Genomic DNA, 23,313 nt, shown 5'->3' on the forward strand with positions numbered 1-23,313 from the left:
CCGCTGGTCGCGCCCTGCATCCACCCGCCGGCGCTGGTCGTGCGGGCCCCGCTGCACGGCCGCGTCGCCGTGCAGAACGTCCCGCGGAGGCTGGCGGCCGCCAGCGCCTGCGATGATCGCCGCTGCCCTTCTTACCCTGCCGCGCCATGAGCATCCGCACCGTTCTGGCCCTGCGCCACCTGGCTTTCGAAGACCTGGGCCTGCTCGAGCCCCTGCTGCGCCGCCGCGGCGCCACGCGCATCCTGACCCACGACGCTGGTGTAGACGATCCGGCGACCATCGACCTGGATGCCATCGACTTGCTGGTCGTGCTGGGCGGGCCGATCGGCGCGCACGACGACGCGCTGTATCCCTGGCTGGCCGACGAGGTGCAGCTCATCGCGCGCCGCCTGGCCAGCGGCCGGCCGCTGCTGGGCATTTGTCTGGGCGCCCAGCTCATGGCGCGTGCGCTCGGCGCGCGCGTCGCGCCGATGGCGCACGGCCGCAAGGAGATCGGCTTCGGCCCGCTCGCGCTGACCGCGGCCGGCCAGGCCTCGCCGTTGGCCGCGCTGGGCGACCAGCCCGTGCTGCACTGGCACGGCGACCAGTTCGCGCTGCCCACGGGCTGCGACAGCCTGGCCAACACCGCCTTGTGCCCGCACCAGGCCTTCATGCCGCACCCGGCGGCGCTGGCGCTGCAGTTCCACCTGGAGGCCGACCCGCGTCGCATCGAGCAATGGCTGGTCGGCCACGTCGACGAGCTGGCGCAGGCCGGCATCGACATCCCGGCCCTGCGCGCCGACGCCGCGCGCCACGGCGCCGGCCTGTCGGCTGCGCTGGAGCGCGTGGTGGGCGCCTGGCTGGAGGGGCGATGACGCAGATCGGACGCGTGCGCGCCGTGCTGGCCGGGCCGGCGCGCCTCTACACCCGTCCCGGCAGCCGCAGCGCCATCGCCAAGTCGCCCCTGACCGGCCCGGTGGACGTGCATGCGCTGGGCCTGGCGGGCGACGAACAGGGCGACCTGCGCGTGCACGGCGGCCCGGACAAGGCCGTGCACTGCTATGCCTGGCGCCACTACGCGCACTGGCGCGGCGCGCTGCCGGCCACGCCGCTGCTGCAGGCCCCCGGCGCCTTCGGCGAGAACCTGAGCCTGGACGGCCTGGACGAACACGGCGCCTGCATCGGCGACCGCTGGCAGATCGGCAGCGCGCTGTTCACCGTCAGCCAGGGCCGCCAGCCCTGCTGGAAGCTCAACGACCGGTTCGAAGTGCCCGACATGGCGCGCCGCGTGCAGGACAGCGGCCGCGCCGGCTGGTACCTGCGTGTGGTGCAGCCGGGCCAGCTGCAGGCCGGCGACAACGTGCTGCTGCTGGCACGGCCGCATGCCGACTGGTCCATCGCCCGGCTGCTGCGGCTGATCGCCGAGCGCAGCTGCGCGCCGGACGTCCTGGACGAGGTGCTGTCCCTGCCGCTGCCGCCCTCGTGGGAGCGGCTGTTCCGCCGTCGGCGCGAGCAGGGCCGGGCCGAGGACTGGGCGGCGCGGCTGCAGGGCTGACGGCCGCGCGCTCAGAGGGCCGTGCGCGTGCCGGCAGGGCCGCGCGACCTGGCGCGCCGGCGCCGGTGCAGCATCTGCAGCAGCATGACCACGGCGAAGGCGCAGAACACCACGCCGACCGTGGCCTGCAGCTGCGGGTCGTCCGGGCCGGTGAAGAGCGGCGCGCCCCGAGGCACGCGCGTGAAGGTTTCGGTCAGGCCCGGGACCATGTGGAAGAACAGCGTCAGTGTCCACAGCGCGGTCTGCGCGTAGGGCCACCAGCGCATGCGCAGCGGCAGCAGCGCCAGTCCGAGCACCAGCAGGGTCAGCACGCCCAGCATGTGGGCTTCGTTGAAACCGCCGCGCTGGAAGATGCCGAAACCCGTCAGGCAGGTCAGCACCGTGCTCCACAGGTAGACCTGGCCCAGGCGCTGGCGCGGGTCGATCGCACCGCGCTGCAGCAGGCTCTGGTAGCCGGCCCACAGCGCGACCAGGCTGATGGCGGTGTGCAGCAAGCCGAGGGGCGTGAGTCCGAACATGGTCTTCTCCCGTTCAGCGCAGGCCCAGCGCCGCGGCCACGCGCGCGCCGTAGTCCGCGTCGGCGAGGGTGCAGTTGTGCACATGGCGCTGGCGGATGTGCAGCGGCGCGTCGCCCATGGCGCGCGCCGTGTTCGCCGCCAGGCGCGCGCGCTCGGCCGGCGCCATGAGCCGGTACAACGCGCCGGGCTGGGCGTAGTGGTCCTCGTCGTCGCGGTGCTCCCAGTGGCGCAGCGCGCCCTCCAGCGCCAGCGGCGGCTCGCCGGCCTGCGGGTTGTCGGCCCACTCTCCCGCGCTGTTGGGCACGTAGGCGATGGTGCCGCCGGCGTTGCCGTCCACGCGCATCGCGCCGTCGCGGTGGTAGCTGTGGAAGGGGCAGCGCGGCGCGTTGACCGGGATCTGGTGGTGGTTCACGCCGAGCCGGTAGCGCTGCGCGTCGCCGTAGGAGAACAGCCGCGCCTGCAGCATGCGGTCGGGCGAGAAGCCGATGCCGGGCACGATCTGCGCCGGCGAAAACGCGGCCTGCTCGACCTCGGCGAAGAAGTTGGCGGGGTTGCGGTTCAGCTCCAGCACGCCGACCTCGCGCAGCGGGAAGTCGCCGTGCGGCCAGACCTTGGTCAGGTCGAAGGGATTGACCGGGTGGCGTGCCGCCTCGCCCTCGGTCATGGTCTGCACGTACAGCGTCCAGCGCGGAAAGTCGCCGGCTTCGATGGCCTGGTACAGATCGCGTTGCGCGCTCTCGCGGTCGCTGCCGACCACGGCCTGCGCTTCCTCGTCCGTGAGGTTGGCGATGCCCTGCTGCGTCTTCCAGCTGAACTTGACCCAGTGCCGAACGCCGGCCGCGTTGACGAGGCTGAAGGTGTGGCTGCCGAAGCCGTGCATGTGGCGGTAGCTGCGCGGCAGGCCGCGGTCGCCCATCACGTAGGTGACCTGATGCAGCGCCTCGGGCAGCAGCGTCCAGAAGTCCCAGTTGCTCGCGGCGCTGCGCAGGCCTGTGCGCGGATCGCGCTTGACGGCGTGGTTGAGGTCCGGAAAGCGCAGCGGGTCGCGCAGGAAGAACACCGGCGTGTTGTTGCCCACCAGGTCCCAATTTCCCTCCTCGGTGTAGAACTTGATCGCGAAGCCGCGGATGTCGCGCTCGGCATCGGCCGCGCCGCGCTCGCCGGCCACGGTGGAGAAGCGCACGAACACCTCGCAGCGCTTGCCCACGGCCGCGAACAGCGCGGCGCGCGTGAAGGCCGTGATGTCCTGCGTGACCGTGAAGTGCCCGTGGGCGCCGGCGCCCTTGGCGTGCATGCGGCGCTCGGGGATCACCTCGCGGTCGAAATGCGCGAGCTTTTCCAGCAGCCACACGTCCTGCAGCACGGCAGGACCGCGCCGGCCGGCGGTCTGGATGTTGAAGTTGTCGACCACCGGCGCGCCGGCGGCATGGGTCAGTCGGGTCATGGCGGTTTCCTCGGGAACGGTCGGGAAGCAGGGAACTCCCCTGGCCATGGAGCATGCGCGGCCGCCGGCGTGCCGCCATCCCTCCTGCAACAGCCGGCAGCATCCGACCAATGGGGCATGGCCGCCCCCACCCAGCGGCCGTGTCACCCACAGGGGCTGTCGCCCTTGTCCGGCAGCGGCGGCCCGGAGCGGCCCTTAGTCTGGCGCCTTCCAAGCACCGCCGGGACCACCGAATGACCGCCATCTGGCGCCGCCTCAAGAACGCTGCGCTGGCCGCCCCAGGGCTGGGCGTGCTGCTGCGGGCCATCCGCAACTACGTGCTGCACCAGAGCGCCAACCAGGCCGGCAGCCTGGCCTTCTCCACGGTGCTGTCGATGTTCCCGCTGCTGTTGCTGCTGTCCGCCGCGGCCGGCTACGTGGGCCAGCCCGGCGACGCCGCCGCACTGGTCGGCCGCGTGATGGGCTACGCGCCCCAGCTCGTGCGCGAAGCGGTGCAGCCCGTCATCGACGAAGTGCTGGCGCAGCGCAACCAGGCGCTGCTGGCCATCGGCCTGGTGGTCACGCTGTGGACCGCGTCCTCGGGCATGCAGGCCGTGCGCACGGCGCTCAACCGCGCCTACGGCATCGAGCGCGGCACGGCGTTCTGGAAGGCCAGGCTCAAGGTCACGCTGTTCACCGTGGTCGTGGGCGGCGGCATCCTGCTCGCGTTCAGTTCGGTGATCGTGATGCCCTACCTGTGGCAGCTGCTGCAGCAGCAGATCGGCGCCGGCGAGGAGACGCCCTGGCTGCGCAACAGCGTGCGCTACGGCTCGGCTTTCGTGGTGCTGAGCGGGCTCTACGCCATCGCCTACGCCTGGCTGCCGGACACGCGCCAGCGCTTCGGCACCGTGCTGCCCGGCGCGGTGGTGGGCGCTGCGCTGTGGGCCGGCGCGGCCGCCCTGCTCTCGTACACGCTGCACAGCGCGGGCAAGCTGGCGCTGGTGTACGGCAGTTTCGCGGGTGTGGTGGCCACGCTGGTCTTCCTCTACGCCAGCGGGACCACGCTGATCTTCGGCGCGGAGGTCAATGGGGTGCTGCGGACGCGGCGGTGCGCGGACGCCCGGCCGCAGCCGGTGGACGGCGCGGCCACGACGACGGCCGCCTGACACTGCGGCGCGCGCAGGCCAGCACGACGGAAGATCCTCTCAAGGCCTTGCCGCCAACCCCCGCGCCATCGCGATGCTGACCACCTGCGTGCGGCTGTTGGCCTGCAGCTTGGACATGATGCCCTTCACATGCGCCTTGACCGTGCCGACCGCGATCTCCAGCTGGCGCGCGATGGTCTTGTTGCAGCAGCCCTGCACCAGCAGGCGCAGCACGTCGGACTCGCGGCCCGTGAGGTGCTCGCGCGTCATGCTGTCGGCCATGCGCTGGGCCGCGGCCAGACTCAGGTAGCGCTGGCCCTGGGCCAGTGCACGGATGCCCTCGAGCAGGTCGTCGACGCGGCTGCCGGCCAGCAGGTAGCCGTGCACGCCACGCTCCAGCGCGGTGCGCACTTCCTGCTCGCGGTCCTGCACGGCCAGCACCAGGATGCGGGCCGGCGTGCCCGCGCTCCGCTGGCCGGCCAGCGCCAGTCCGCCCGCGTAGTCGGTCAGCACCACGTCGGCCGCCCCCGAGGACACGATTTCGATGCCGGGCTGCTGGCCCAGGGCGGCCACCAGGCCCAGGGCCAGCAGCGGATCGGGGTGGGCGACGAGAACCTGGATGCGGGATGCGGGCAGCTTGGTCATGGTGTGGACTCCTGTGTGGGAACGGGCGACGCCGCGGCGCCGATGGAGGCGATCTTGGCCACCCGCTTCGCCCAACGCCAGTTAAGGCTTGGCAAGCCTTGCTAAGGCTTGCCCCCGATGGGTACGCGCAAAGCGCGGTGCACGGCACGATCTTCGTCCGCGGACGGCATCCGCGGTGACCGCCAGATGTCATCTGACATCTGGCGATGCACTGCGTTCGTGGCGCAGCGCAGCACGCTGCCTAGACTGCGGCACAACACCCGCGAGGACCTTATGCCCGACGACCTTCCGGACCTGCCCGAACCCGCGCCGTTCTCGGTGCTGCTGGCGGACGCCCAGCCTCTGATGCGCCTGGGCGTGGCCGCGCTGGTCGATGCGCAGGCCGACATGCACGTGGTGGCCCAGGCCGCGAGTCTGGACGCGCTGCAGGCACTGCTCGCGCGCCACCGGCCCGACCTGGTCTGCCTGGACATCGCGTTGCTGGACCCGCAGCCGGCCGAGCGCCTGGCCGCGCTGCGCCACGGCCAGCATGCCTGCCGCGTGGTGGTGCTGACCCAGCGGGCCGGCGAGGAAGACATCTACCGTGCCGTCTGCGCCGGCGCCGACGCCTACCTGTTCAAGGACAGCCCGGCCGAAGAACTGCTGCAGGGCCTGCGCACCGTGCACGCCGGGGGCCGCTACATGCCGCCGGCCGTGGCGGCGCGGCTGGCCGCGCGCCTGCACGGCGGCGTGCTGAGCCAGCGCGAGATGCAGGTGCTGGAACAGGTGGCGGCCGGCCACAGCAACAAGCGCATCGGCCTGGCCTTCGGCATCAGCGACGGCACGGTCAAATCGCACACCAAGCGCATCTTCCACAAGCTGGGCGCCACCAGCCGCACCGGCGCGGTGGCGATCGCGGTGCAGCGCGGGCTGATCGCGCTGTAGGAACGTGGGCCTATGATGCGCCGGCCCCACGCTGACACGCCGCGGGGCTTTTCCTCCATCGATCGGACAGGCGCACCGTGCAGCAACCCGACCCGGCCCGCGACGCTTCCCTGCTGCAGCAGCAGGTCGCGCGCGCGCTGGCCGATGCGGAGCGCGCCCACCGCGCGCAGCGTCACCTGGAAGCCGCACAGCGCTATGCGCAGGCGGCGCAGCAGGCCCAGGCACAGGGCTGGCTGCCCGACGAGGCGCTCGCGCACGAGGGTGCGGCCCAATGCCTGGCCGCGCTGGGTCTGGCCGCGGCCAGCGAGGCACACTGGCGCCGGGCCCATGCGGCCCACGCACGGTGCGGTGCCGACGCCCGGCGGCGCGAACTCGAGCAGGCCCACGCCTTCCTGCGCGCCCACGAGACGCAGGACGCCCGCCTGATCGACGAGCTGCGGCGCGAGATCCGCGAGCGCCAGGAGGCCGAGCGCCAGAGCGCACGCGTGCAAGCCGCGTTGGCCGAGAGCGAGCAGCGCTTTCGGCGCATGGCCGACGCCACCCCCGACGTGATCTGGATCACCGAGCTGGTGCCCGAGCGCGTGGTCTACGTGAGCCCGAGCTTCGAGCGGGTCTGGGGCCGCAAGGCCGAGGACCTGTACCGCGACCCGCGGCTGTGGACGGCCAGCATCTACGCGGAAGACCGCGCGACCGTGGAGCATGCCTTCGGCGCCTGGATCGAGGGCGGGGCCGACGTGCCCTGGACCGCCGAGTTCCGCGTGGTCCAGCCCGGCGGCGCCGTGCGCTGGATCCACGAGCGCGGCGTGATGATTTCCGACGACTGGATCGGCCGCGTGACCGGCATCTCCACCGACATCACCGAGCGCAAGGAAGCCGAGGCCGCACTGCGCATCTCCGAGAGCCGCTTCGCGCTGGCGGCGGCGGGCTCGAACGACGGCATCTTCGATTGGGACATCCCGAACGACCGCATGTACCTGTCCGAGCGCGCCCAGCGCCTGTACGGCCTGGAGCCCGGCCCCGAGGTGCGCCGGCGCGAGGACTGGGTCCGGATGCTGCGCCAGCACCCCGACGACGCGGCACGGCGCACGGCCACGCTGTGGGGTTACCTGGAAGGCCGGCTGCCGGCCTACGACGGCGAGTACCGCATCCTGTATCCCGATGGCCTGTACCGCTGGGTGCGGATCCAGGGCCTGTGCGTGCGCGATACCAGCGGCCGGCCCCTGCGCATGGCCGGCTCCATCAGCGACATCGATCCCCACAAGCGCGCCGAAGCCGCGCTGCGCCAGACCCAGCGGCTCGAGGCCGTGGGCACGCTGGCCGGCGGCATCGCGCACGACTTCAACAACATCCTGGGCGCCGTGCTGGGCTTCGGTGAAATGGCCCAGCGCAGCACGCGCGCCGGCAGCCGCGCGCGCCGCGACATCGACTTCATCATGACGGCGGCCGAGCGCGGCCGCGCGCTGGTCGAGCGCATCCTGGCCTTCAGCCGCAGCGGGCTGATCGCGCGCGTGCCGGTGCACATCGCGCATGTGACGCAGGAGACGCTGCAGCTGATGTCGGCCGCCATTCCGGCCGAGGTGCAGTTCACGCAGCACCTGGCCACGGGCCGCGCCGCCAGCCTGGGCGATGCCACGCAATGGCACCAGGTGGTGATGAACCTCGTGACCAATGCGCTGCAGTCCATGCCCGAGGGCGGCGCGCTGCATGTGGGGCTCACGCTGCAGGGGCTGGACCGCCCGCGCGTGGCCACCACGGGACAGCTGGGCCCCGGCGAGTACCTGGTGCTGGAGGTGGCCGACACGGGCGCCGGCATCGCGCCCGAACACCTGGCGCGCATCTTCGACCCCTTCTTCACCACGCGCGAGGCCGGCTCGGGCACGGGCCTGGGCTTGTCGCTCGTGCATGGCATCGTCTCCGAGTTCGGCGGCGCGGTCGACGTGCGCAGCGAGCCCGGCGCCGGCAGTCGCTTTTGCGTGTGGCTGCCGCGCACGGGCGACGCGGACGTGCCGGCAGACAGCACCCCGGCACGGCTGCCACGCGGCCGGCACGAGCAGATCCTCGTGGTGGACGACGAGGACGCACTGCTGCACCTGGCCACGCAGCGCCTGGCCGAGCTGGGCTACGTGCCCGTGGGTTTCCGCTCGGGCACGGAAGCGCTGGCAGCGTTCGCGGCGCACCCCGAGCGCTTCGACGCCGTGCTGACCGACGAACGCATGCCCGGCCTGTCGGGCACCGAGCTCGTGCGCGAAGTGCATGCGCTGCGCCCCGGCATGCCGATCCTGCTGCTCACCGGCTACACCGACGCGGAGCGGGTGCAGCGCGCGCGCGCCGCCGGCGCCAGCGCCGTGCTGCGCAAACCGCTGGCCGAACAGGACCTGGCACGGGCGCTCGCGCGCGTGCTGGCGAACGCGGCGGGCCGGGCCGCCTAGAGCTCAGGGCAGCGCGGCGCGCACGGCCTGCAGCAGCTCATCGCGCGCCAGCGGCTTGGCCAGCGCCGCAGAGACGCCCTGCAGCCCCAGTGTCGCGCCGCTGCCGCGCCCGAAGCGCGCGGACAGCAGGATCAAGGGCCCGGCGTGCGCCGTGCGCACGCTGCGCACCAGCATGGCCACGCTGCGCGGCCCCGCCACGTCGGCGAGCACGAGGTCGAAGGATTGGCCCGCCAGGCCGGCCGCCTTGGCCTCGGTGGCGCGGTAGCCCGCGTCGTCCAGCCAGCGCAGAAGGAGCTGGCGCATGAGGTCGTCCGATTCGACGACGGCAATCCTGAACGGTGGCGGCAATCGCAGTTCCTTGGCCCTTTCCGCCGGCCGGCGCGCTGCTGCCGACGCGCCGACCGCCGCCCCCATTACAGCGGCGCCCCGGATGCGCCCAATGTCCGCACCCGGCGCCCAGATGTCATCTGACACAAGACCGCCTGCCGCCAGCGGCTGACACGCAGCCGACATCCCGGCACGGCGCGGCCTGCGCGAGACGCCGCACGACACAAATGTCTACACTGCCGCGTCCAGACCACCGCGTTGCTCCATGCACAGCCAGTCACCGCACGCCGGCACGCCGATCCCAGCCCATGTGCTGGCCGTCGACGACGACCCCTCGGTGCGCGAGCTGATCAGCACCTACCTCGGCGACCACGACCTGCGCGTGACCGCGGTCGCGCGCGAGGCCGAGATGCGCGCGGTGCTGGAGCGCGAGGCCGTGCAGCTGGTGCTGCTGGACCTGCGCCTGAAGGGCGAGGACGGGCTGGCCATCGCGCGCGACCTGCGCGCCCAATCCAAGCTGCCCATCATCATCCTGACCGGCCGCACCGAGGAGGCCGACCGCGTCATGGGCCTGGAACTGGGCGCCGACGACTACCTGACCAAGCCCTTCTCGCCGCGCGAGCTGCTGGCGCGCATACGCGCCTTGCTGCGGCGCACGCAGATGCACGCCTCGCTGGCCGAGACCGTGGCCCGCGTGCGCGCCTACCGCTTCGAAGGCTGGACGCTGAGCCTGCGCCTGCGCCGGCTCAACGACCCGGCGGGCCGGCCCGTCGCGCTGCGCAACAGCGAGTTCAACCTGCTGCTGGCCTTCCTTTCGGCACCGCAGCGCGTGCTCACGCGCGAGCAACTGCTGGACCTCTCGCGCCTGCACAACGCCGAGGTCTACGACCGTTCCATCGACGTGCAGGTCGGCCGGCTGCGGCGCAAGATCGAGGCCGACCCGCGCCGGCCGCGGCTGATCGTGACCGAGCGGCACGCAGGCTACCTGTTCGCGGCCGAGGTCGACGTGCTGCACGACTGAGAAGCTGAGCGGCCATTCCTTTTGGCGGGGGTGGCACCGGTGCGTCCACGGCATCCGCGCACGCGCAGCCCGACCCACACTGGCGGCATCGCCGAGGAGCCGCCATGAACGCCGCGATCTGCGCTGACGGGCGCAAGCCCTTCCACTTCGCGCTGGACGCCCGCCTGGCACTGGCGCGGCGCGCCGAACGCAGGCTGGACCTGATCCGCGGCGCAGCGGCGCGTGCTGATCGTCTGCCCTTACTTGATCCCTGGCTGGATGCCGAATCCGGTCTGCACCCCTGGCTGCGGTTCAAGCGCTGGCCGCTGACGCCGATCCTGCCCGAGGCTCTGCTGTGAGCAGACAAAGAAAAAGGCGTCCGCCGGATGCCGGTGGACGCCTTTCGGGTGGTTGGTGGAGCTGGGGGGATTTGAACCCCCGTCCGCAAGCCATCTTCGCGCAGATCTACATGTTTAGCGGTCTGTTTTAGGTCTCGCTTCCTGTGTCGCGCAGCCGCACGCTACACAGGACGCCAGTACCCTTGGATCTCGCCCCTTGCCAAGGTACCCGGCAGGGAGCCAGCCAACGTGAATAACCTTACAGCCGGGAGCTCAGGATTCGCATCCATCACCCCTTGCCCAGCCCGCTGGCATGCTGTTGTAAGGCTCACCGGTGTTTAAGCGGCGAGTGCGAAACGTTCGTCGTTTGCAGTTAGTTTGTTTGAATCTGTTTAACGAGCGCATTCAGCTCGACATGCACCACAGCGATTCCGAACCCACGTCGAAACCAATGCAGCCCCAGAGACGGCTATTTTAGGCCATTGGCCTCGATTGCAAGATCCAGCACGGACAACAGGCCCAAAGGCGCATCGATCGCAGCATCCGCGCCCCATTCGGCCGTGTCGACCGGCCCGAGGTAGCCGTAGCAGGCGGCCACGGTGGTCATGCCGGCCGCCCGGCCCGCGACGATGTCGCGCGCATCGTCGCCCACGTACATGCAGGCCGCGGGGTCGACCTGCAGCAGGCGGGCCGCTTCCAGCAAGGGCGCCGGATGCGGCTTGGTGTAAGGCGTGGTGTCGCCGCTCACGAGCACGCCGCTGCGGGCGAACAGCGCCATGCCGGCGGTCAGCGGCGCGGAGAAGCGCAAAGGCTTGTTGGTGACCACGCCCCAGCGCAGGCCACGCGCATGCAGTTCCTCGACCAGCGCGACGACGCCGTCGAACGGCCGCGTGAGCTCGGTCAGCCGGCGTTCGTAGTTCTGGAAGAACTCCTCGCGCAAGAGCGGAAAGTCCGGATGGTCGGGTGCCATGCCGAAGGCCACGCCCAGCATGCCGCGGGCGCCGGCGCCCGCCATCGCACGGTAGGCGGCCAAGCCCAGGGGCGGCAGGCCGCGGTCGGTGCGCAGTTGGTCGGCGGCCGCGCCCAGGTCGCCTGCGCTGTCGACCAGCGTGCCGTCCAGATCGAACAACACGGCCTTCAGTTCACGCGCCATCGGGCGTCTCCGGCGGCCGGCGCGTGGCCAGCATGTAGTTCACGCTGGTGTCGCTGCTGAGCCAATAGCGCCGCGTGATCGGGTTGTACTCGAGGCCGCTGCTGTGCTGCAGCTCCAGGCCGGCAGCGCGGCAGTGGCGCCCGAGTTCACTGGGCCGGATCATCTTGTCGTAGTGGTGGGTGCCGCGCGGCAGCAGATTCAGCAGGTACTCGGCTCCCAGGATGGCGAACAGGAAGGACTTGGCATTGCGGTTCAGCGTGGAGAAGAACACCCAGCCGCCGGGCTTGACCAGCTGCGCGCAGGCGCGCACCACGGACGCCGGATCGGGCACATGCTCGAGCATCTCCATGCAGGTGACGACGTCGAAGCTCGCCGGTTGCTCCGCCGCCAACTCTTCGGCGCTGACCTCGCGGTAGCGGATGTTGGGCGTGCCGGCTTCGAGCGCGTGCAGCTGCGCCACCTTCAACGCCTTGGTCGACAGGTCGATGCCCAGTACGTTGGCGCCGCGCCGTGCCATGCTGTCGGCCAGGATGCCCCCGCCGCAGCCGACATCCACGACCTGGCGTCCGGCCAGGGCGGCCGACTCCAGGATCCAGTTCAGCCGCAGCGGGTTGATCTGGTGCAAGGGGCGGAACTCGCTCTCCGGGTCCCACCAGCGGTGCGCGAGCTCGGAGAACTTGGCGAGTTCGGCCGGGTCGGCGTTCAGGGCAGCATTCATCGTCTTCCTCTGCGCAAAGAAAAAAGCCCGCGGTTCGACTCGCGGGCTTTGATGCCTGCAGACCGCGGGCCTGCAGGTGTTCTCTGACGAGAATCAGTTGGCGCGGGTGCCAACCACTTCGATTTCCACGCGACGGTTCTTGGCGCGGCCTTCGGCGGTCTTGTTGTCAGCGACGGGTTGCTTCTCGCCCTTGCCTTCGGTGTAGACGCGGTTGCGTTCGATGCCCTTGGACACCAGATACGCCTTCACGGCTTCGGAACGACGGACCGACAGACGCTGGTTGTAGGCATCGGTACCAACGGAGTCGGTGTGACCCACGGCGATGATGACTTCCAGGTTGATGCCCTTGATCTTGCCGACCAGGTCGTCCAGCTTGGCGCGGCCTTCGGGCTTCAGCACGGACTTGTCGAAGTCGAAGAAGGCGTCGGCAGCGTAGGTCACCTTGGTGGCTGCGGGCGGCTGGGGTGCGACGGCCGGTGCCGGAGCGGGGGCCGGAGCCGGAGCAGCGGCCGGAGCCGGCGCCGGGGCGGCAGCAGCCTGGGCGACGATGGCGCCATCGCAGCCCTTGGCGGCGGTGGCAGGCGTCCAGTAGGCATCGCGCCAGCACAGGGCCTGGTCAGCGGTCTTCCACACCAGCGTGCCATCGGCGGTACGCCAGTTGTCGACCGATTGAGCACCTGCGGCGGTAGCGAGCGCTGCGGAGGCCAACAACATCGCCACTTTGTTCAATTTCTTCATGGTTCTCCTCTGGGGGAAAAAGGCGCAGCAGCGCTGCGAAACCGGAACGCCTTCAGTGACCACCACTGAGCACGTACGCATTGATTGTGCCATACGCCCCCTAGCCGACCGGTTCACAGACCGTAGGACAAAAGCCAAAACCCAGCGGTTTGTTGCAACAACGCGACAGATGCCGGCGCCTAAAATGCGCGGCCTTCCCTGCTGCTCACACCATGACCCAATTCGCCAAAGAAACCCTGCCGATCAGTCTCGAAGAGGAGATGCGGCGGAGCTATCTCGATTACGCGATGAGCGTGATCGTGGGCCGGGCGCTGCCCGACGCACGGGACGGACTCAAGCCGGTGCACCGCCGTGTGCTGTTCGCGATGCACGAGCTCAACAACGACTGGAACCGGCCGTACAAGAAGTCGGCGCGTATCGTCGGCGACGTGATCGGCAAGTACCACCCGCACGGGGACCAATCGGTCTACGACACCATCGTGCGGATGGCGCAGGACTTCTCCATGCGCCACATGCTGGTGGATGGCCAGGGCAATTTCGGCTCGGTCGACGGCGACAACGCCGCCGCCATGCGTTACACCGAGATCCGGCTGGCCAAGGTCGCGCACGAGTTGCTGGCCGACCTGGACAAGGAAACCGTCGATTTCGGCCCCAACTACGACGGCAGCGAGAAGGAACCGCTGGTGCTGCCGACGCGGCTGCCCAACCTGCTCGTGAACGGCTCGGGCGGCATCGCGGTGGGCATGGCTACCAACATCCCGCCGCACAACCTGAACGAAGTGGTGGATGCCTGCCTGCACCTGCTGCGCCATCCGGACGCGGACATCGACGCGTTGATGGAGTTCGTGCCGGCGCCGGACTTTCCCACGGCCGGCATCATCTACGGCATCAGCGGCGTCAAGGAAGGCTACCGCACGGGCCGCGGCAAGGTCGTGATGCGTGCCAAGTGCCACTTCGAGGACATCGACCGCGGCCAGCGCCAGGCGATCATCGTCGACGAGCTGCCCTACCAGGTCAACAAGAAGACGCTGCAGGAGCGCATGGCCGAGCTGGTGCACGAGAAGAAGCTCGAGGGCATCAGCCACATCCAGGACGAGTCCGACAAGTCGGGCATGCGCCTGGTGATCGAGCTCAAGCGCGGCGAAGTGCCCGAGGTCGTGCTGAACAACCTGTACAAGCAGACCCAGCTGCAGGACACCTTCGGCATGAACATGGTGGCGCTGGTCAATGGCCAGCCCAAGCTGTGCAACCTGAAGGACTTGATCGAGGTCTTCCTGGACCACCGCCGCGAGGTCGTCACGCGGCGCACCATTTTCAACCTGCGCAAGGCCCGCGAGCGCGGCCATGTGCTGGAAGGCCTGGCCGTCGCGCTGGCCAACATCGACGAGTTCATCCGCATCATCCGCGAGTCGCCCACGCCGCCCGTCGCCAAGGCCGAGCTCATGGCGCGCAGTTGGGACAGCAAGCTCGTGCGCGAGATGCTGACCCGCACGCGCGCCGACGGCGGCATCGTCAACGCCGACGACTACCGCCCCGAGGGCCTGGACCGCATCTACGGCATGGGCGGCGACGGCCTGTACCGGCTGTCGGACACGCAGGCCCAGGAAATCCTGCAGATGCGCCTGCAACGCCTGACCGGCCTGGAACAGGACAAGATCACGGCCGAGTACAAGGACGTGATGGCCGAGATCGAGGACCTGCTGGACATCCTGGCCAAGCCCGAGCGCGTCTCGACCATCATCGGCGAGGAGCTCACGGCCATCAAGCAGGAGTTCGGCCAGACCAAGATCGGCGCGCGCCGCAGCCATGTGGAGCACAGCTCCTACGACCTGAGCACCGAGGACCTGATCACGCCGACCGACATGGTCGTGACGCTCTCGCACTCGGGCTACATCAAGAGCCAGCCGCTGTCCGAATACCGCGCCCAGAAGCGCGGCGGCCGCGGCAAGCAGGCCACCGCCACGAAGGAAGACGACTGGATCGACCAGCTCTTCATCGCCAACACGCACGACTACATCCTGTGCTTCTCCAACCGCGGCCGGCTCTACTGGCTCAAGGTCTGGGAAGTCCCGCAGGGCTCGCGCGGCTCGCGCGGCAGGCCCATCGTCAACATGTTCCCGCTGGCCGAGGGCGAGAAGATCAACGTGGTGCTGGCGCTCACGGGTGAAAACCGCAGCTTCCCGTCCACGCACTACGTCTTCATGGCGACGTCCATGGGCACCGTCAAGAAGACGGCGCTGGACGAGTTCAGCAACCCGCGCAAGGGCGGCATCATCGCCGTGAACCTGGACGAGGGCGACTACCTGATCGGCGCCGCCCTCACCGACGGCAAGCACGACGTGATGCTGTTCTCCGATGGCGGCAAGGCCGTGCGTTTCGACGAGGACGACGTGCGCCCGCTGGGCCGTGCCGCGCGCGGCGTGCGGGGCATGACGCTGGAGCCGGGCCAGAGCGTGATCGCCATGCTGGTGGCCGAAGACGAACAGCAGTCGGTGCTGACCGCCACCGAGAACGGCTACGGCAAGCGCACGCCGATCACCGAGTACACGCGCCACGGCCGTGGCACAAAGGGCATGATCGCGATCCAGCAGAGCGAGCGCAACGGCAAGGTCGTGGCCGCCACGCTGGTCCATGCCGACGACGAGATCATGCTGATCACCGACAAGGGCGTGCTGGTGCGCACCCGCGTCAGCGAGATCCGCGAACTCGGCCGCGCCACCCAGGGCGTGACACTGATCGGCCTGGACGAAGGCTCCAAGCTCAGCGGCCTGCAGCGCATCGTCGAGAACGACGCCAACGCACCAGCCTCCGACGAAGGCGGCGAAGGCGAAACACCCGCCAGCTGATCCTGCCCTGCCCGGCCCCGGCCTGCGCAAGCGGCCGGGGCCTTTTTCTTCTCTTGCCAACGGAGTGCCCATGCAACAGCGCCCCTACAACTTTTCCGCCGGCCCGGCCGCCATCCCCGAAGAGGTGCTGCGCGAGGCCGCCTCCGAAATGCTGGACTGGCATGGCAGCGGCATGGGCGTCATGGAGATGAGCCACCGCGGCAAGGAGTTCATCTCGATCTACGAGCGCGCCGAGGCCGACCTGCGCGCGCTGCTGGCCGTCCCGAGCCACTACAAGATCCTGTTCATGCAGGGCGGCGGCCTGGGCGAGAACGCCATCGTCCCGCTGAACCTCTCGCGTGGCGGCGTAGTCGATTTCGTCGTCACGGGCAGTTGGAGCCAGAAGTCGATCAAGGAAGCCGCGCGCTACTGCGAGCCGCAGCTGGCGGCCAGCAACGCCGACACGCAACACACCACGCTGCCCGATCCGGCCGGATGGAAGCTCAGCGCGGACGCGCGCTACCTGCACATCTGCAGCAACGAGACCATCCACGGCGTGGAGTTCCAGACCCTGCCCGACCTCAAGGCCCTGGGCTCGGACACGCCGCTCGTGATCGACTGCTCCTCGCATGTGGCGAGCCGCCCGATCGACTGGTCGCGCGTGGGCCTGGCCTTCGCGGGCGCACAGAAGAACCTGGGCCCGGCCGGCCTCACGCTGGTCATCGTGCGCGAGGACCTGCTGGGCCATGCACTCCAGGCCTGCCCGAGCGCCTTCGACTACAAGACCGTGGCCGAGCACGAGTCGATGTTCAACACGCCGCCGACCTACGGCATCTATATCGCCGGCCTGACCTTCCAGTGGCTGCTGCGCCAGCGCGAAGGCGAGCACACGGGCATCGCAGCGATGGAGCAGCGCAACCGCGCCAAGGCCGAACTGCTGTACAGCTTCATCGACGGCTCGGACTTCTACGTCAACAAGGTCGCACCCGACTGCCGTTCGCGCATGAACGTGCCCTTCTTCCTGCGCGACGAAAGCCGCAACGAAGCCTTCCTCGCGGGGGCCAAGGCACGCGGCCTGCTGCAGCTCAAGGGCCACAAGTCCGTGGGCGGCATGCGCGCCAGCATCTACAACGCCATGCCGCTGGCGGGCGTCCAGGCGCTCGTGGCCTACATGCGAGAATTTGCACAGACACAAGCCTGACACACGCCCGAAAGAGACAAGACCTGCCATGCCAGCCGAGCCCAGCGCCGTTTCCTCTCCCGACCTCGCGGCGCTGCGCGTGCAGATCGACGCGCTCGACCAGGAACTGCTGGCCCTGCTGAACAAGCGGGCCCATGTGGCCGAGCAAGTGGGAGCGGTCAAGCGCAGCGAGGGCTCGCCCTTCTACCGGCCCGACCGCGTGGCGCAGGTGATCGCCAAGATCCAGTCGCGCAACACCGGCCCGCTGCGCAACGAACATGTGGCCGCCATCTGGAACGAGATCATGTCGGCCTGCCTGGCCCTGGAAGCGCCGCAGCGCGTGGCCGTGCTGGGCCCGGCAGGCACCTTCAGCGAAGAGGCCGCACTGCAGTACTTCGGCAGCGCGGTCGAGCTGCAGTACTGCGCCAACTTCGACGAAGTGTTCCATGCCACCGCCTCGGGCGCCGCGCATTTCGGCGTGGTGGGCATCGAGAGCTCGGCCGAAGGCGGCGTCACGCGGTCGCTGGATCTGCTGCTCAACACGCCCACGCACATGGTCGGCTCGGTGAGCCTGGCGGTGCAGTTCAACCTATTGCGGCTGTCGGATTCGCTCGACGGGATCGAGGCCGTGCTGGCCCACCCACAGGCCCTGGCCCAGTGCCAGAACTGGCTGTCGGCCCACTTGCCCCACGCGGAGCGCCGGGCCGTCTCCAGCAACGCCGAGGGCGCGCGGCTGGCCGCGACCAACCCGGCCTGGGCGGGCCTCGCCAGCGAACGCGCCGCCACGCAATTCGGCCTGCACATGGTGGCACGCGCCGTGCAGGACAACGCGCACAACCGGACGCGCTTCGCCATCATCTGCCTGCCCGAGACGCTGGACGCACCGCCGGCCTCGGGCAAGGACTGCACCAGCCTCGTGGTGTCCGTGCCGAACCGGCCGGGCGCGCTGCACGACCTGCTGGTGCCGCTCAAGACCCACGGCGTGTCGATGACGCGCTTCGAGTCGCGCCCGGCCCGCACGGGGCAGTGGGAGTACTACTTCTACATCGACCTGGACGGCCATCCGTCCCAGCCGCACGTGGGCAAGGCCCTCGAAGAGCTGCGCGAGATCTGCGCCTTCTACAAGCTGCTGGGCACCTACCCGGTCAGCGCCTGAGGGCCGCCCTGCGATGTTCGAACGCCTGGGCCTGATCGGCTGCGGCCTGATGGGTGGCTCCTTCGCGCTGGCGCTGCGCCAGGCTGGCCTGGTGCGCCAGATCGTGGGCTTCAGCGCCTCTCCCGGCACCACGCAGCGTGCGCTCGAACTGGGCGTGATCGATCGGCAGGCCGGCTCGGCCGCCGAAGCCGCAGCCGGTGCCGACCTCGTGCTCGTCGCCGTGCCGGTGGCCGCGACCGAAGCCACCTTCGCGGCCATCCGCGCCACGCTGGGCCGGGACACGCTGCTCATGGACGTGGGCTCGACCAAGAGCGACGTGGTGGCCGCGGCCGAGCGCGCGCTTGGCGCGGCCCTGCCCTGCTTCGTGCCGGCCCACCCGATCGCCGGCAAGGAGCGCGCCGGCGTCGACCATGCCGATGCCGCGCTGTACCGGGGCCGCCACGTGATCCTGACGCCCATGGCCAGTTCCGGTGCCGCCCAGCTGGCCCAGGCACAGGCCTGCTGGACGGCCCTTGGCGCACGCCTGGTCGAGATGACGCCGGCCGCGCACGACACCACCTTCGCCGCCGTCAGCCATCTGCCGCACCTGCTGGCCTTCGCCTTCATCCAAGGCATCGCGCAACAGCCCGACGGCCCCGCCATCCTGGCGCTGGGCGGGCCGGGCTTCCGCGATTTCACGCGCATTGCTGCCGCCGATCCACGCATGTGGCGCGACATCTTCCTGGCCAACCGCCAGGAATTGCTGGCCCAGCTGCGTGCACACCAGCAGGCGCTGGCACAGTTCGAGCAGCAGATCGTGGCCGGGGACGGCGCCGCGCTGGAACAGCTGATCACACAGGCCAGCGGCATCCGCGCCGCCTGGCACATGGATTCATTCAAACCCGGGACCTGAAGAATGTTCGACACCGCCTTCCTGGACCTCCCCCCATTGCAGGGAGCCGCCGGAACGGTGGCGCTGCCGGGCTCCAAGAGCATCTCCAACCGCGTGCTGCTGCTGGCTGCGCTGTCGGCCGGCCAGACCGTCGTGCGCGACCTGCTGGATTCCGACGACACGCGCGTGATGCTGGCCGCGCTGGCCCAGCTCGGCTGCCGCATCGCGCGCGAAGGCAGCACCGTCACCATCACCGGCCTGGACGGCAAGCTCGCGACGACCGAGGCCGAACTGTTCATGGGCAATGCCGGCACCGCGATCCGGCCGCTGACCGCCGTGCTGGCGCTGCTGGGCGGCAAGTTCACGCTGACCGGCGTGCCGCGCATGTACGAGCGGCCCATCGGCGACCTCGTCGATGCGCTCGTGCAGCTGGGGTGTGCGATCGGCTATGGCGCCAACCCCGGCTACCCGCCGCTGGACATCGGCATGCCGGGCGTGCTGCAACTGGACCAGCCCATCCGCGTGCGCGGCGACGTCTCCAGCCAGTTCCTCACGGCGCTGTTGCTGGCGCTGCCGCTGGTGGCCCGGCGCGACATCGTGGTCGAGGTGGTCGGCGAACTGATCTCCAAGCCCTACGTGGAGATCACGTTGAACCTGCTGGCGCGCTTCGGCATCGCGGTCGCGCGCGAGGGCTGGCAGCGTTTCACGATCCAGGCCGGCAGCCGCTACCAGTCGCCCGGCGAGATCCATGTCGAGGCCGACGCCTCGTCGGCCAGCTACTTCGTGGCGCTGGGCGCCATCGCGGCCGACGCCGCCCAGCCGCTGCGCATCGAGGGCGTGGGCGCAGCCTCGATCCAGGGCGACATCCGCTTCGTCGAAGCCGCCCAGGCCATGGGCGCGGCGGTCGAGGCCGGTCCCAACTGGCTGCAGGTGGCGCGCGGCGCCTGGCCGCTCAAGGCCATCGACCTCGATTGCAACCACATTCCCGATGCCGCCATGACGCTGGCCGTCATGGCGCTGTACGCCGACGGGCCGAGCCGGCTGCACAACATCGCAAGCTGGCGCGTCAAGGAGACCGACCGCATCGCCGCCATGGCCGCCGAGCTGCGCAAGTTCGGTGCCGAGGTCGAGGAAGGCCAGGACTTCCTGCGCATCGTGCCGCCGCCGGCCGACCAGCCCTGGCCCAGCGCGGCCATCCACACCTACGACGACCACCGCGTCGCCATGTGCTTCTCGCTGGCCGCGTTCCACCGGCTGCGCCCGGGCGCGGCGCCCTCGGGCTCGCCGGTGCGCATCCTCGATCCCAAGTGCGTGGCCAAGACCTTCCCGGACTACTTTGAGACGCTGCTGTCGGTCTGCCGCGCCCCCACCTCCCAGGTGCCGGTGTTGTGCATCGACGGACCGACGGCCTCGGGCAAGGGCACGGTGGCCGCCGCCGTGGCGCGCGCGCTGGGCTACCACTTCCTCGATTCGGGCGCGATGTACCGCATCACGGCCTACGCGGCGCTACGTGCGGGCCACGCCATCGGCCCCGAGAGCGAAACGGCCATCGCTGCCATGGCCGCCACACTGCCCGTGCGCTTCGACGACGGCCGCATCTGGCTGGACACCGAGGACGTGACCGACGCGATCCGCACCGAGGAGGCCGGCATGAACGCCTCCAAGGTGTCGGCCCTGCCATCCGTGCGCGCTGCGCTGGTCGACCTGCAACTGAGCTTTCGCCGCCTGCCGGGGCTGGTCGCCGACGGTCGCGACATGGGCACGGTGATCTTCCCGGCAGCCCCGCTCAAGGTGTATCTGACGGCCAGCGCCGAGAGGCGCGCGGAGCGCCGGCATAAGCAATTGATTTCCAAAGGGATTTCAACTACAATTGCGACCCTTCGCGCGGACCTTGAGGCGCGCGACGCGCGGGATGCCTCCCGCCCCGTCGCCCCGCTTCGCGCCGCAGCCGATGCCCTCACCCTGGACAACTCCGATCTCACAGTGCAAGCCTGTGTCGATCGGGTCCTGGCCTGGTGGGATCAGCGGCAGGGGTTCTGAGGCACACGCTCCAGGCCGCACGAAGAACCAGGCCCATCCGGCCAGCCCGCGCAGCAAGCGCATCGGCCGGGTGGATCGCAACCCAACCGTCGCGGGACGCTCCCGCAACTACCGCCACGACAGCCTTAGAAGCCCGCGCAATCCCGCGCAGGCAAACCCTGCTCCGTGGTCAAGGAAATACATGTCTGAATCTTTTGCCGATCTGTTCGCCGAGTCGCTGCAGAAAACCGAAACGCGCGTCGGTGAAGTCGTCACCGCCGAAGTCGTTCGCATCGAGCACAACTTCGTCGTCGTCAACGCCGGCCTCAAGTCCGAGTCCTACGTTCCGGTCGACGAGTTCAAGAACGACCAGGGCGAAGTCGAAGTGCAGATCGGCCAGTTCGTGCCGGTGGCCATCGTCGCCATCGAGAACGGCTACGGCGACACCATCGTCAGCCGCGACACCGCCAAGCGCCTGGCCTCCTGGATGGCCCTGGAAAAGGCGCTGGAGTCCGGCGAGTTCGTGACCGGCACGACCAGCGGCAAGGTCAAGGGCGGCCTGACCGTCCTCGTGAACGGCATCCGCGCCTTCCTGCCCGGCTCGCTGATCGACACGCGCCCCGTCAAGGACCTGACGCCGTACGAGAACAAGACCCTGGAATTCAAGGTCATCAAGCTCGACCGCAAGCGCAACAACGTGGTGCTGTCGCGCCGCGCCGTGGTGGAAGCCTCCATGGGTGAAGAGCGCGCCAAGCTGATGGAAACGCTGAAGGAAGGCGCCATCGTGCAAGGCGTGGTCAAGAACATCACCGAATACGGTGCGTTCGTCGACCTGGGCGGCATCGACGGTCTGCTGCACATCACCGACATGGCCTGGCGTCGCGTGCGCCACCCGAGCGAAGTGGTGCAGGCCGGCCAGGAAATCACGGCCAAGATCCTCAAGTTCGACACCGAGAAGAACCGCGTCTCGCTGGGCCTCAAGCAGATGGGCGACGACCCGTGGATGGGTGTCTCGCGCCGCTACCCGCAAGGCACGCGCCTGTTCGGCCGTGTCACGAACATCGCCGACTACGGCGCGTTCGTCGAGCTGGAGCCCGGCATCGAAGGCCTGGTGCACGTCTCCGAGATGGACTGGACCAACAAGAACATCGCCCCCTCCAAGCTGGTCTCGCTGGGTGACGAAGTCGAAGTCATGGTCCTGGAGATCGACGAAGACAAGCGCCGCATCAGCCTGGGCATGAAGCAGTGCAAGGCCAACCCCTGGCAGGAATTCGCGCAGAACACCAAGCGCGGCGACCGCGTCAAGGGCCCGATCAAGTCGATCACCGACTTCGGCGTGTTCGTGGGCCTGGCTGCCGGCATCGACGGCCTGGTGCACCTGTCCGACCTCTCGTGGAACGAGCCCGGCGAATCCGCCGTGCGCAACTACAAGAAGGGCCAGGAAGTCGAGGCGATCGTGCTGGCCGTGGACGTGGACCGCGAGCGCATCTCGCTGGGCATCAAGCAGCTCGACGGCGACCCGTTCACGACCTTCGTGACGGTCAACGACAAGGGCCAGACCGTGACCGGCAAGGTCAGGACGGTGGACCCGCGCGGCGCCGAGATCGACCTGGGCGGCGACGTCATCGGTTACCTGCGTGCCTCCGAAATCAGCCGCGACCGCGTGGAAGACGCGCGCAACGTGCTGAAGGAAGGCGACGAAGTCACGGCCGTGGTCGTGAACGTGGACCGCAAGACGCGCAACATCCAGCTGTCCATCAAGGCCAAGGATGCTGCCGACCAGAACGAAGCCATGGCCTCGCTGGCCCAGCAATCCGCGCGTGAGAACGCCGGCACGACCAGCCTGGGCGCCCTGCTGCGCGCCAAGCTGGACAACAACAGCAACAACTGAGCGTTGCTTGAAAGGCGCACGGGAACGCATGTTCCTGTGCGACATTCGTCGGGCCAGCACCGCCACCCCACCAGGGGTTGGAGGACTGGCCCGATTCCATTGATGCAGCCTTGAACCGACATGACCCGATCCGATCTCGTTGAAGAACTGGCGGCCCGCTTCAGCCAGCTGACCCACCGCGATGCCGAGCACGCGGTCAAGACCATCCTGGACGCCGTGGGCGACGCGCTGGTCCGAGGCCACCGCGTGGAGATCCGCGGCTTCGGCAGCTTCTCGATCAACCGGCGTCCGCCGCGCATGGGCCGCAACCCGCGCAGCGGCGAGGCCGTGGCCATTCCCGAAAAGCGCGTGCCGCATTTCAAGCCCGGCAAGGCGCTGCGCGAGGCCGTGGACAAGGGTCCGCTGGACGCCGACGATCGGCGTTACGACCGCTGACGCGGCGTGGTCTTTCGGGCCTGCGGCCCGACCGTAGAATGCCC

Annotated in this window: 21 protein-coding genes and 1 other RNA gene; 14 read left to right on the top strand and 8 right to left on the bottom strand. The window is 69.7% G+C overall.

Annotated elements, in window-relative coordinates:
- Positions 1-152 precede the first annotated feature (152 nt).
- Positions 153-854 carry a glutamine amidotransferase gene (locus IE209_RS27405; protein WP_189690104.1) on the top strand — a complete coding sequence of 234 codons (702 nt, stop codon included), beginning with the start codon at positions 153-155 and terminating at the stop codon, positions 852-854.
- Entirely contained in the window at positions 851-1,534 is a 684-nt protein-coding gene (locus tag IE209_RS27410) for an MOSC domain-containing protein (RefSeq protein ID WP_189690056.1), read from the top strand. The genes IE209_RS27405 and IE209_RS27410 overlap by 4 nt, the downstream gene beginning before the upstream one ends.
- A gap of 11 nt (positions 1,535-1,545) precedes the next feature.
- Here IE209_RS27410 and IE209_RS27415 read toward each other — a convergent pair whose 3' ends face one another.
- Both IE209_RS27415 and IE209_RS27420 read right to left on the bottom strand, forming a co-directional pair.
- Positions 1,546-2,052 (bottom strand): hypothetical protein, encoded by a 507-nt coding sequence (locus tag IE209_RS27415; protein WP_189690057.1) that lies wholly within the window; start codon positions 2,050-2,052, stop codon positions 1,546-1,548.
- A 13-nt stretch (positions 2,053-2,065) separates the two neighbouring features.
- Positions 2,066-3,496, bottom strand: coding sequence for a catalase (locus tag IE209_RS27420; RefSeq protein ID WP_189690058.1), 1,431 nt, complete (start codon positions 3,494-3,496; stop codon positions 2,066-2,068).
- Positions 3,497-3,729: 233 nt separating this feature from the next.
- On the opposite strand from IE209_RS27420, the gene IE209_RS27425 reads away from it, so the two are divergent.
- Positions 3,730-4,641, top strand: a complete 912-nt coding sequence (locus IE209_RS27425; RefSeq protein WP_189690059.1) for a YihY/virulence factor BrkB family protein — start codon at positions 3,730-3,732, stop codon at positions 4,639-4,641.
- Between the two features lie 39 nt (positions 4,642-4,680).
- Here IE209_RS27425 and IE209_RS27430 read toward each other — a convergent pair whose 3' ends face one another.
- Complete coding sequence (locus IE209_RS27430; RefSeq protein WP_189690060.1) at positions 4,681-5,265, bottom strand: LuxR C-terminal-related transcriptional regulator; 585 nt, start codon at positions 5,263-5,265, stop codon at positions 4,681-4,683.
- Positions 5,266-5,538: 273 nt separating this feature from the next.
- Here IE209_RS27430 and IE209_RS27435 point away from each other — a divergent pair, with 273 nt between their 5' ends.
- Complete coding sequence (locus tag IE209_RS27435; RefSeq protein WP_189690061.1) at positions 5,539-6,189, top strand: LuxR C-terminal-related transcriptional regulator; 651 nt, start codon at positions 5,539-5,541, stop codon at positions 6,187-6,189.
- Positions 6,190-6,266: 77 nt separating this feature from the next.
- Complete coding sequence (locus IE209_RS27440) at positions 6,267-8,618, top strand: PAS domain-containing sensor histidine kinase (RefSeq protein ID WP_189690062.1); 2,352 nt, start codon at positions 6,267-6,269, stop codon at positions 8,616-8,618.
- Between the two features lie 3 nt (positions 8,619-8,621).
- On the opposite strand, the gene IE209_RS27445 is transcribed toward IE209_RS27440, so the two are convergent.
- Positions 8,622-8,921, bottom strand: coding sequence for a response regulator transcription factor (locus IE209_RS27445; RefSeq protein ID WP_189690063.1), 300 nt, complete (start codon positions 8,919-8,921; stop codon positions 8,622-8,624).
- A 289-nt stretch (positions 8,922-9,210) separates the two neighbouring features.
- Between IE209_RS27445 and IE209_RS27450 the strand changes: the two genes are divergently transcribed.
- A complete protein-coding gene (locus tag IE209_RS27450) occupies positions 9,211-9,966 on the top strand; it encodes a response regulator (protein ID WP_189690064.1) in 756 nt (251 codons plus the stop codon).
- A gap of 104 nt (positions 9,967-10,070) precedes the next feature.
- Complete coding sequence (locus tag IE209_RS27455) at positions 10,071-10,304, top strand: hypothetical protein (protein ID WP_189690065.1); 234 nt, start codon at positions 10,071-10,073, stop codon at positions 10,302-10,304.
- Between the two features lie 53 nt (positions 10,305-10,357).
- Here the strand turns inward: IE209_RS27455 and ssrA are convergent.
- The 4 genes from ssrA to ompA all read right to left on the bottom strand — a co-directional run bounded on the left by ssrA (position 10,358) and on the right by ompA (position 12,892).
- Positions 10,358-10,744: a transfer-messenger RNA gene (gene ssrA / locus IE209_RS27460) on the bottom strand.
- 8 nt (positions 10,745-10,752) lie between these two features.
- Positions 10,753-11,436: an HAD-IA family hydrolase gene (locus tag IE209_RS27465; protein WP_189690066.1), complete on the bottom strand. Its 684-nt coding sequence runs from the start codon at positions 11,434-11,436 to the stop codon at positions 10,753-10,755.
- The gene (gene ubiG, locus IE209_RS27470) at positions 11,426-12,154 is read right to left on the bottom strand and encodes a bifunctional 2-polyprenyl-6-hydroxyphenol methylase/3-demethylubiquinol 3-O-methyltransferase UbiG (RefSeq protein ID WP_189690067.1); all 729 of its coding nucleotides are present in this window, start codon (positions 12,152-12,154) and stop codon (positions 11,426-11,428) included. Before ubiG ends, IE209_RS27465 begins: the two co-directional genes overlap by 11 nt.
- A gap of 93 nt (positions 12,155-12,247) precedes the next feature.
- A complete protein-coding gene (gene ompA, locus IE209_RS27475; RefSeq protein ID WP_189690068.1) occupies positions 12,248-12,892 on the bottom strand; it encodes an outer membrane protein OmpA in 645 nt (214 codons plus the stop codon).
- A 212-nt stretch (positions 12,893-13,104) separates the two neighbouring features.
- Between ompA and gyrA the strand changes: the two genes are divergently transcribed.
- The 7 genes from gyrA (at position 13,105) to IE209_RS27510 (ending at position 23,269) form a co-directional block, all read left to right on the top strand.
- The gene (gene gyrA, locus IE209_RS27480; protein ID WP_189690069.1) at positions 13,105-15,738 is read left to right on the top strand and encodes a DNA gyrase subunit A; all 2,634 of its coding nucleotides are present in this window, start codon (positions 13,105-13,107) and stop codon (positions 15,736-15,738) included.
- Positions 15,739-15,808: 70 nt separating this feature from the next.
- Positions 15,809-16,918 carry a 3-phosphoserine/phosphohydroxythreonine transaminase gene (gene serC / locus IE209_RS27485; protein ID WP_189690070.1) on the top strand — a complete coding sequence of 370 codons (1,110 nt, stop codon included), beginning with the start codon at positions 15,809-15,811 and terminating at the stop codon, positions 16,916-16,918.
- Positions 16,919-16,946: 28 nt separating this feature from the next.
- Positions 16,947-18,053, top strand: a complete 1,107-nt coding sequence (gene pheA, locus IE209_RS27490; RefSeq protein WP_189690071.1) for a prephenate dehydratase — start codon at positions 16,947-16,949, stop codon at positions 18,051-18,053.
- 13 nt (positions 18,054-18,066) lie between these two features.
- Entirely contained in the window at positions 18,067-18,945 is an 879-nt protein-coding gene (locus tag IE209_RS27495) for a prephenate dehydrogenase (RefSeq protein WP_189690072.1), read from the top strand.
- Positions 18,946-18,948: 3 nt separating this feature from the next.
- The gene (locus tag IE209_RS27500) at positions 18,949-20,964 is read left to right on the top strand and encodes a bifunctional 3-phosphoshikimate 1-carboxyvinyltransferase/cytidylate kinase (RefSeq protein ID WP_189690073.1); all 2,016 of its coding nucleotides are present in this window, start codon (positions 18,949-18,951) and stop codon (positions 20,962-20,964) included.
- Positions 20,876-22,834 (top strand): 30S ribosomal protein S1, encoded by a 1,959-nt coding sequence (rpsA, locus tag IE209_RS27505; protein WP_268245978.1) that lies wholly within the window; start codon positions 20,876-20,878, stop codon positions 22,832-22,834. Before IE209_RS27500 ends, rpsA begins: the two co-directional genes overlap by 89 nt.
- A gap of 120 nt (positions 22,835-22,954) precedes the next feature.
- Positions 22,955-23,269, top strand: a complete 315-nt coding sequence (locus IE209_RS27510) for an integration host factor subunit beta (RefSeq protein ID WP_189690075.1) — start codon at positions 22,955-22,957, stop codon at positions 23,267-23,269.
- The last annotated feature ends 44 nt before the right edge of the window (positions 23,270-23,313 follow it).

The sequence above is a fragment of the Pseudorhodoferax aquiterrae genome (genome assembly GCF_014652235.1).
Classification (GTDB): Bacteria; Pseudomonadota; Gammaproteobacteria; order Burkholderiales; family Burkholderiaceae_C; genus Pseudorhodoferax; species Pseudorhodoferax aquiterrae.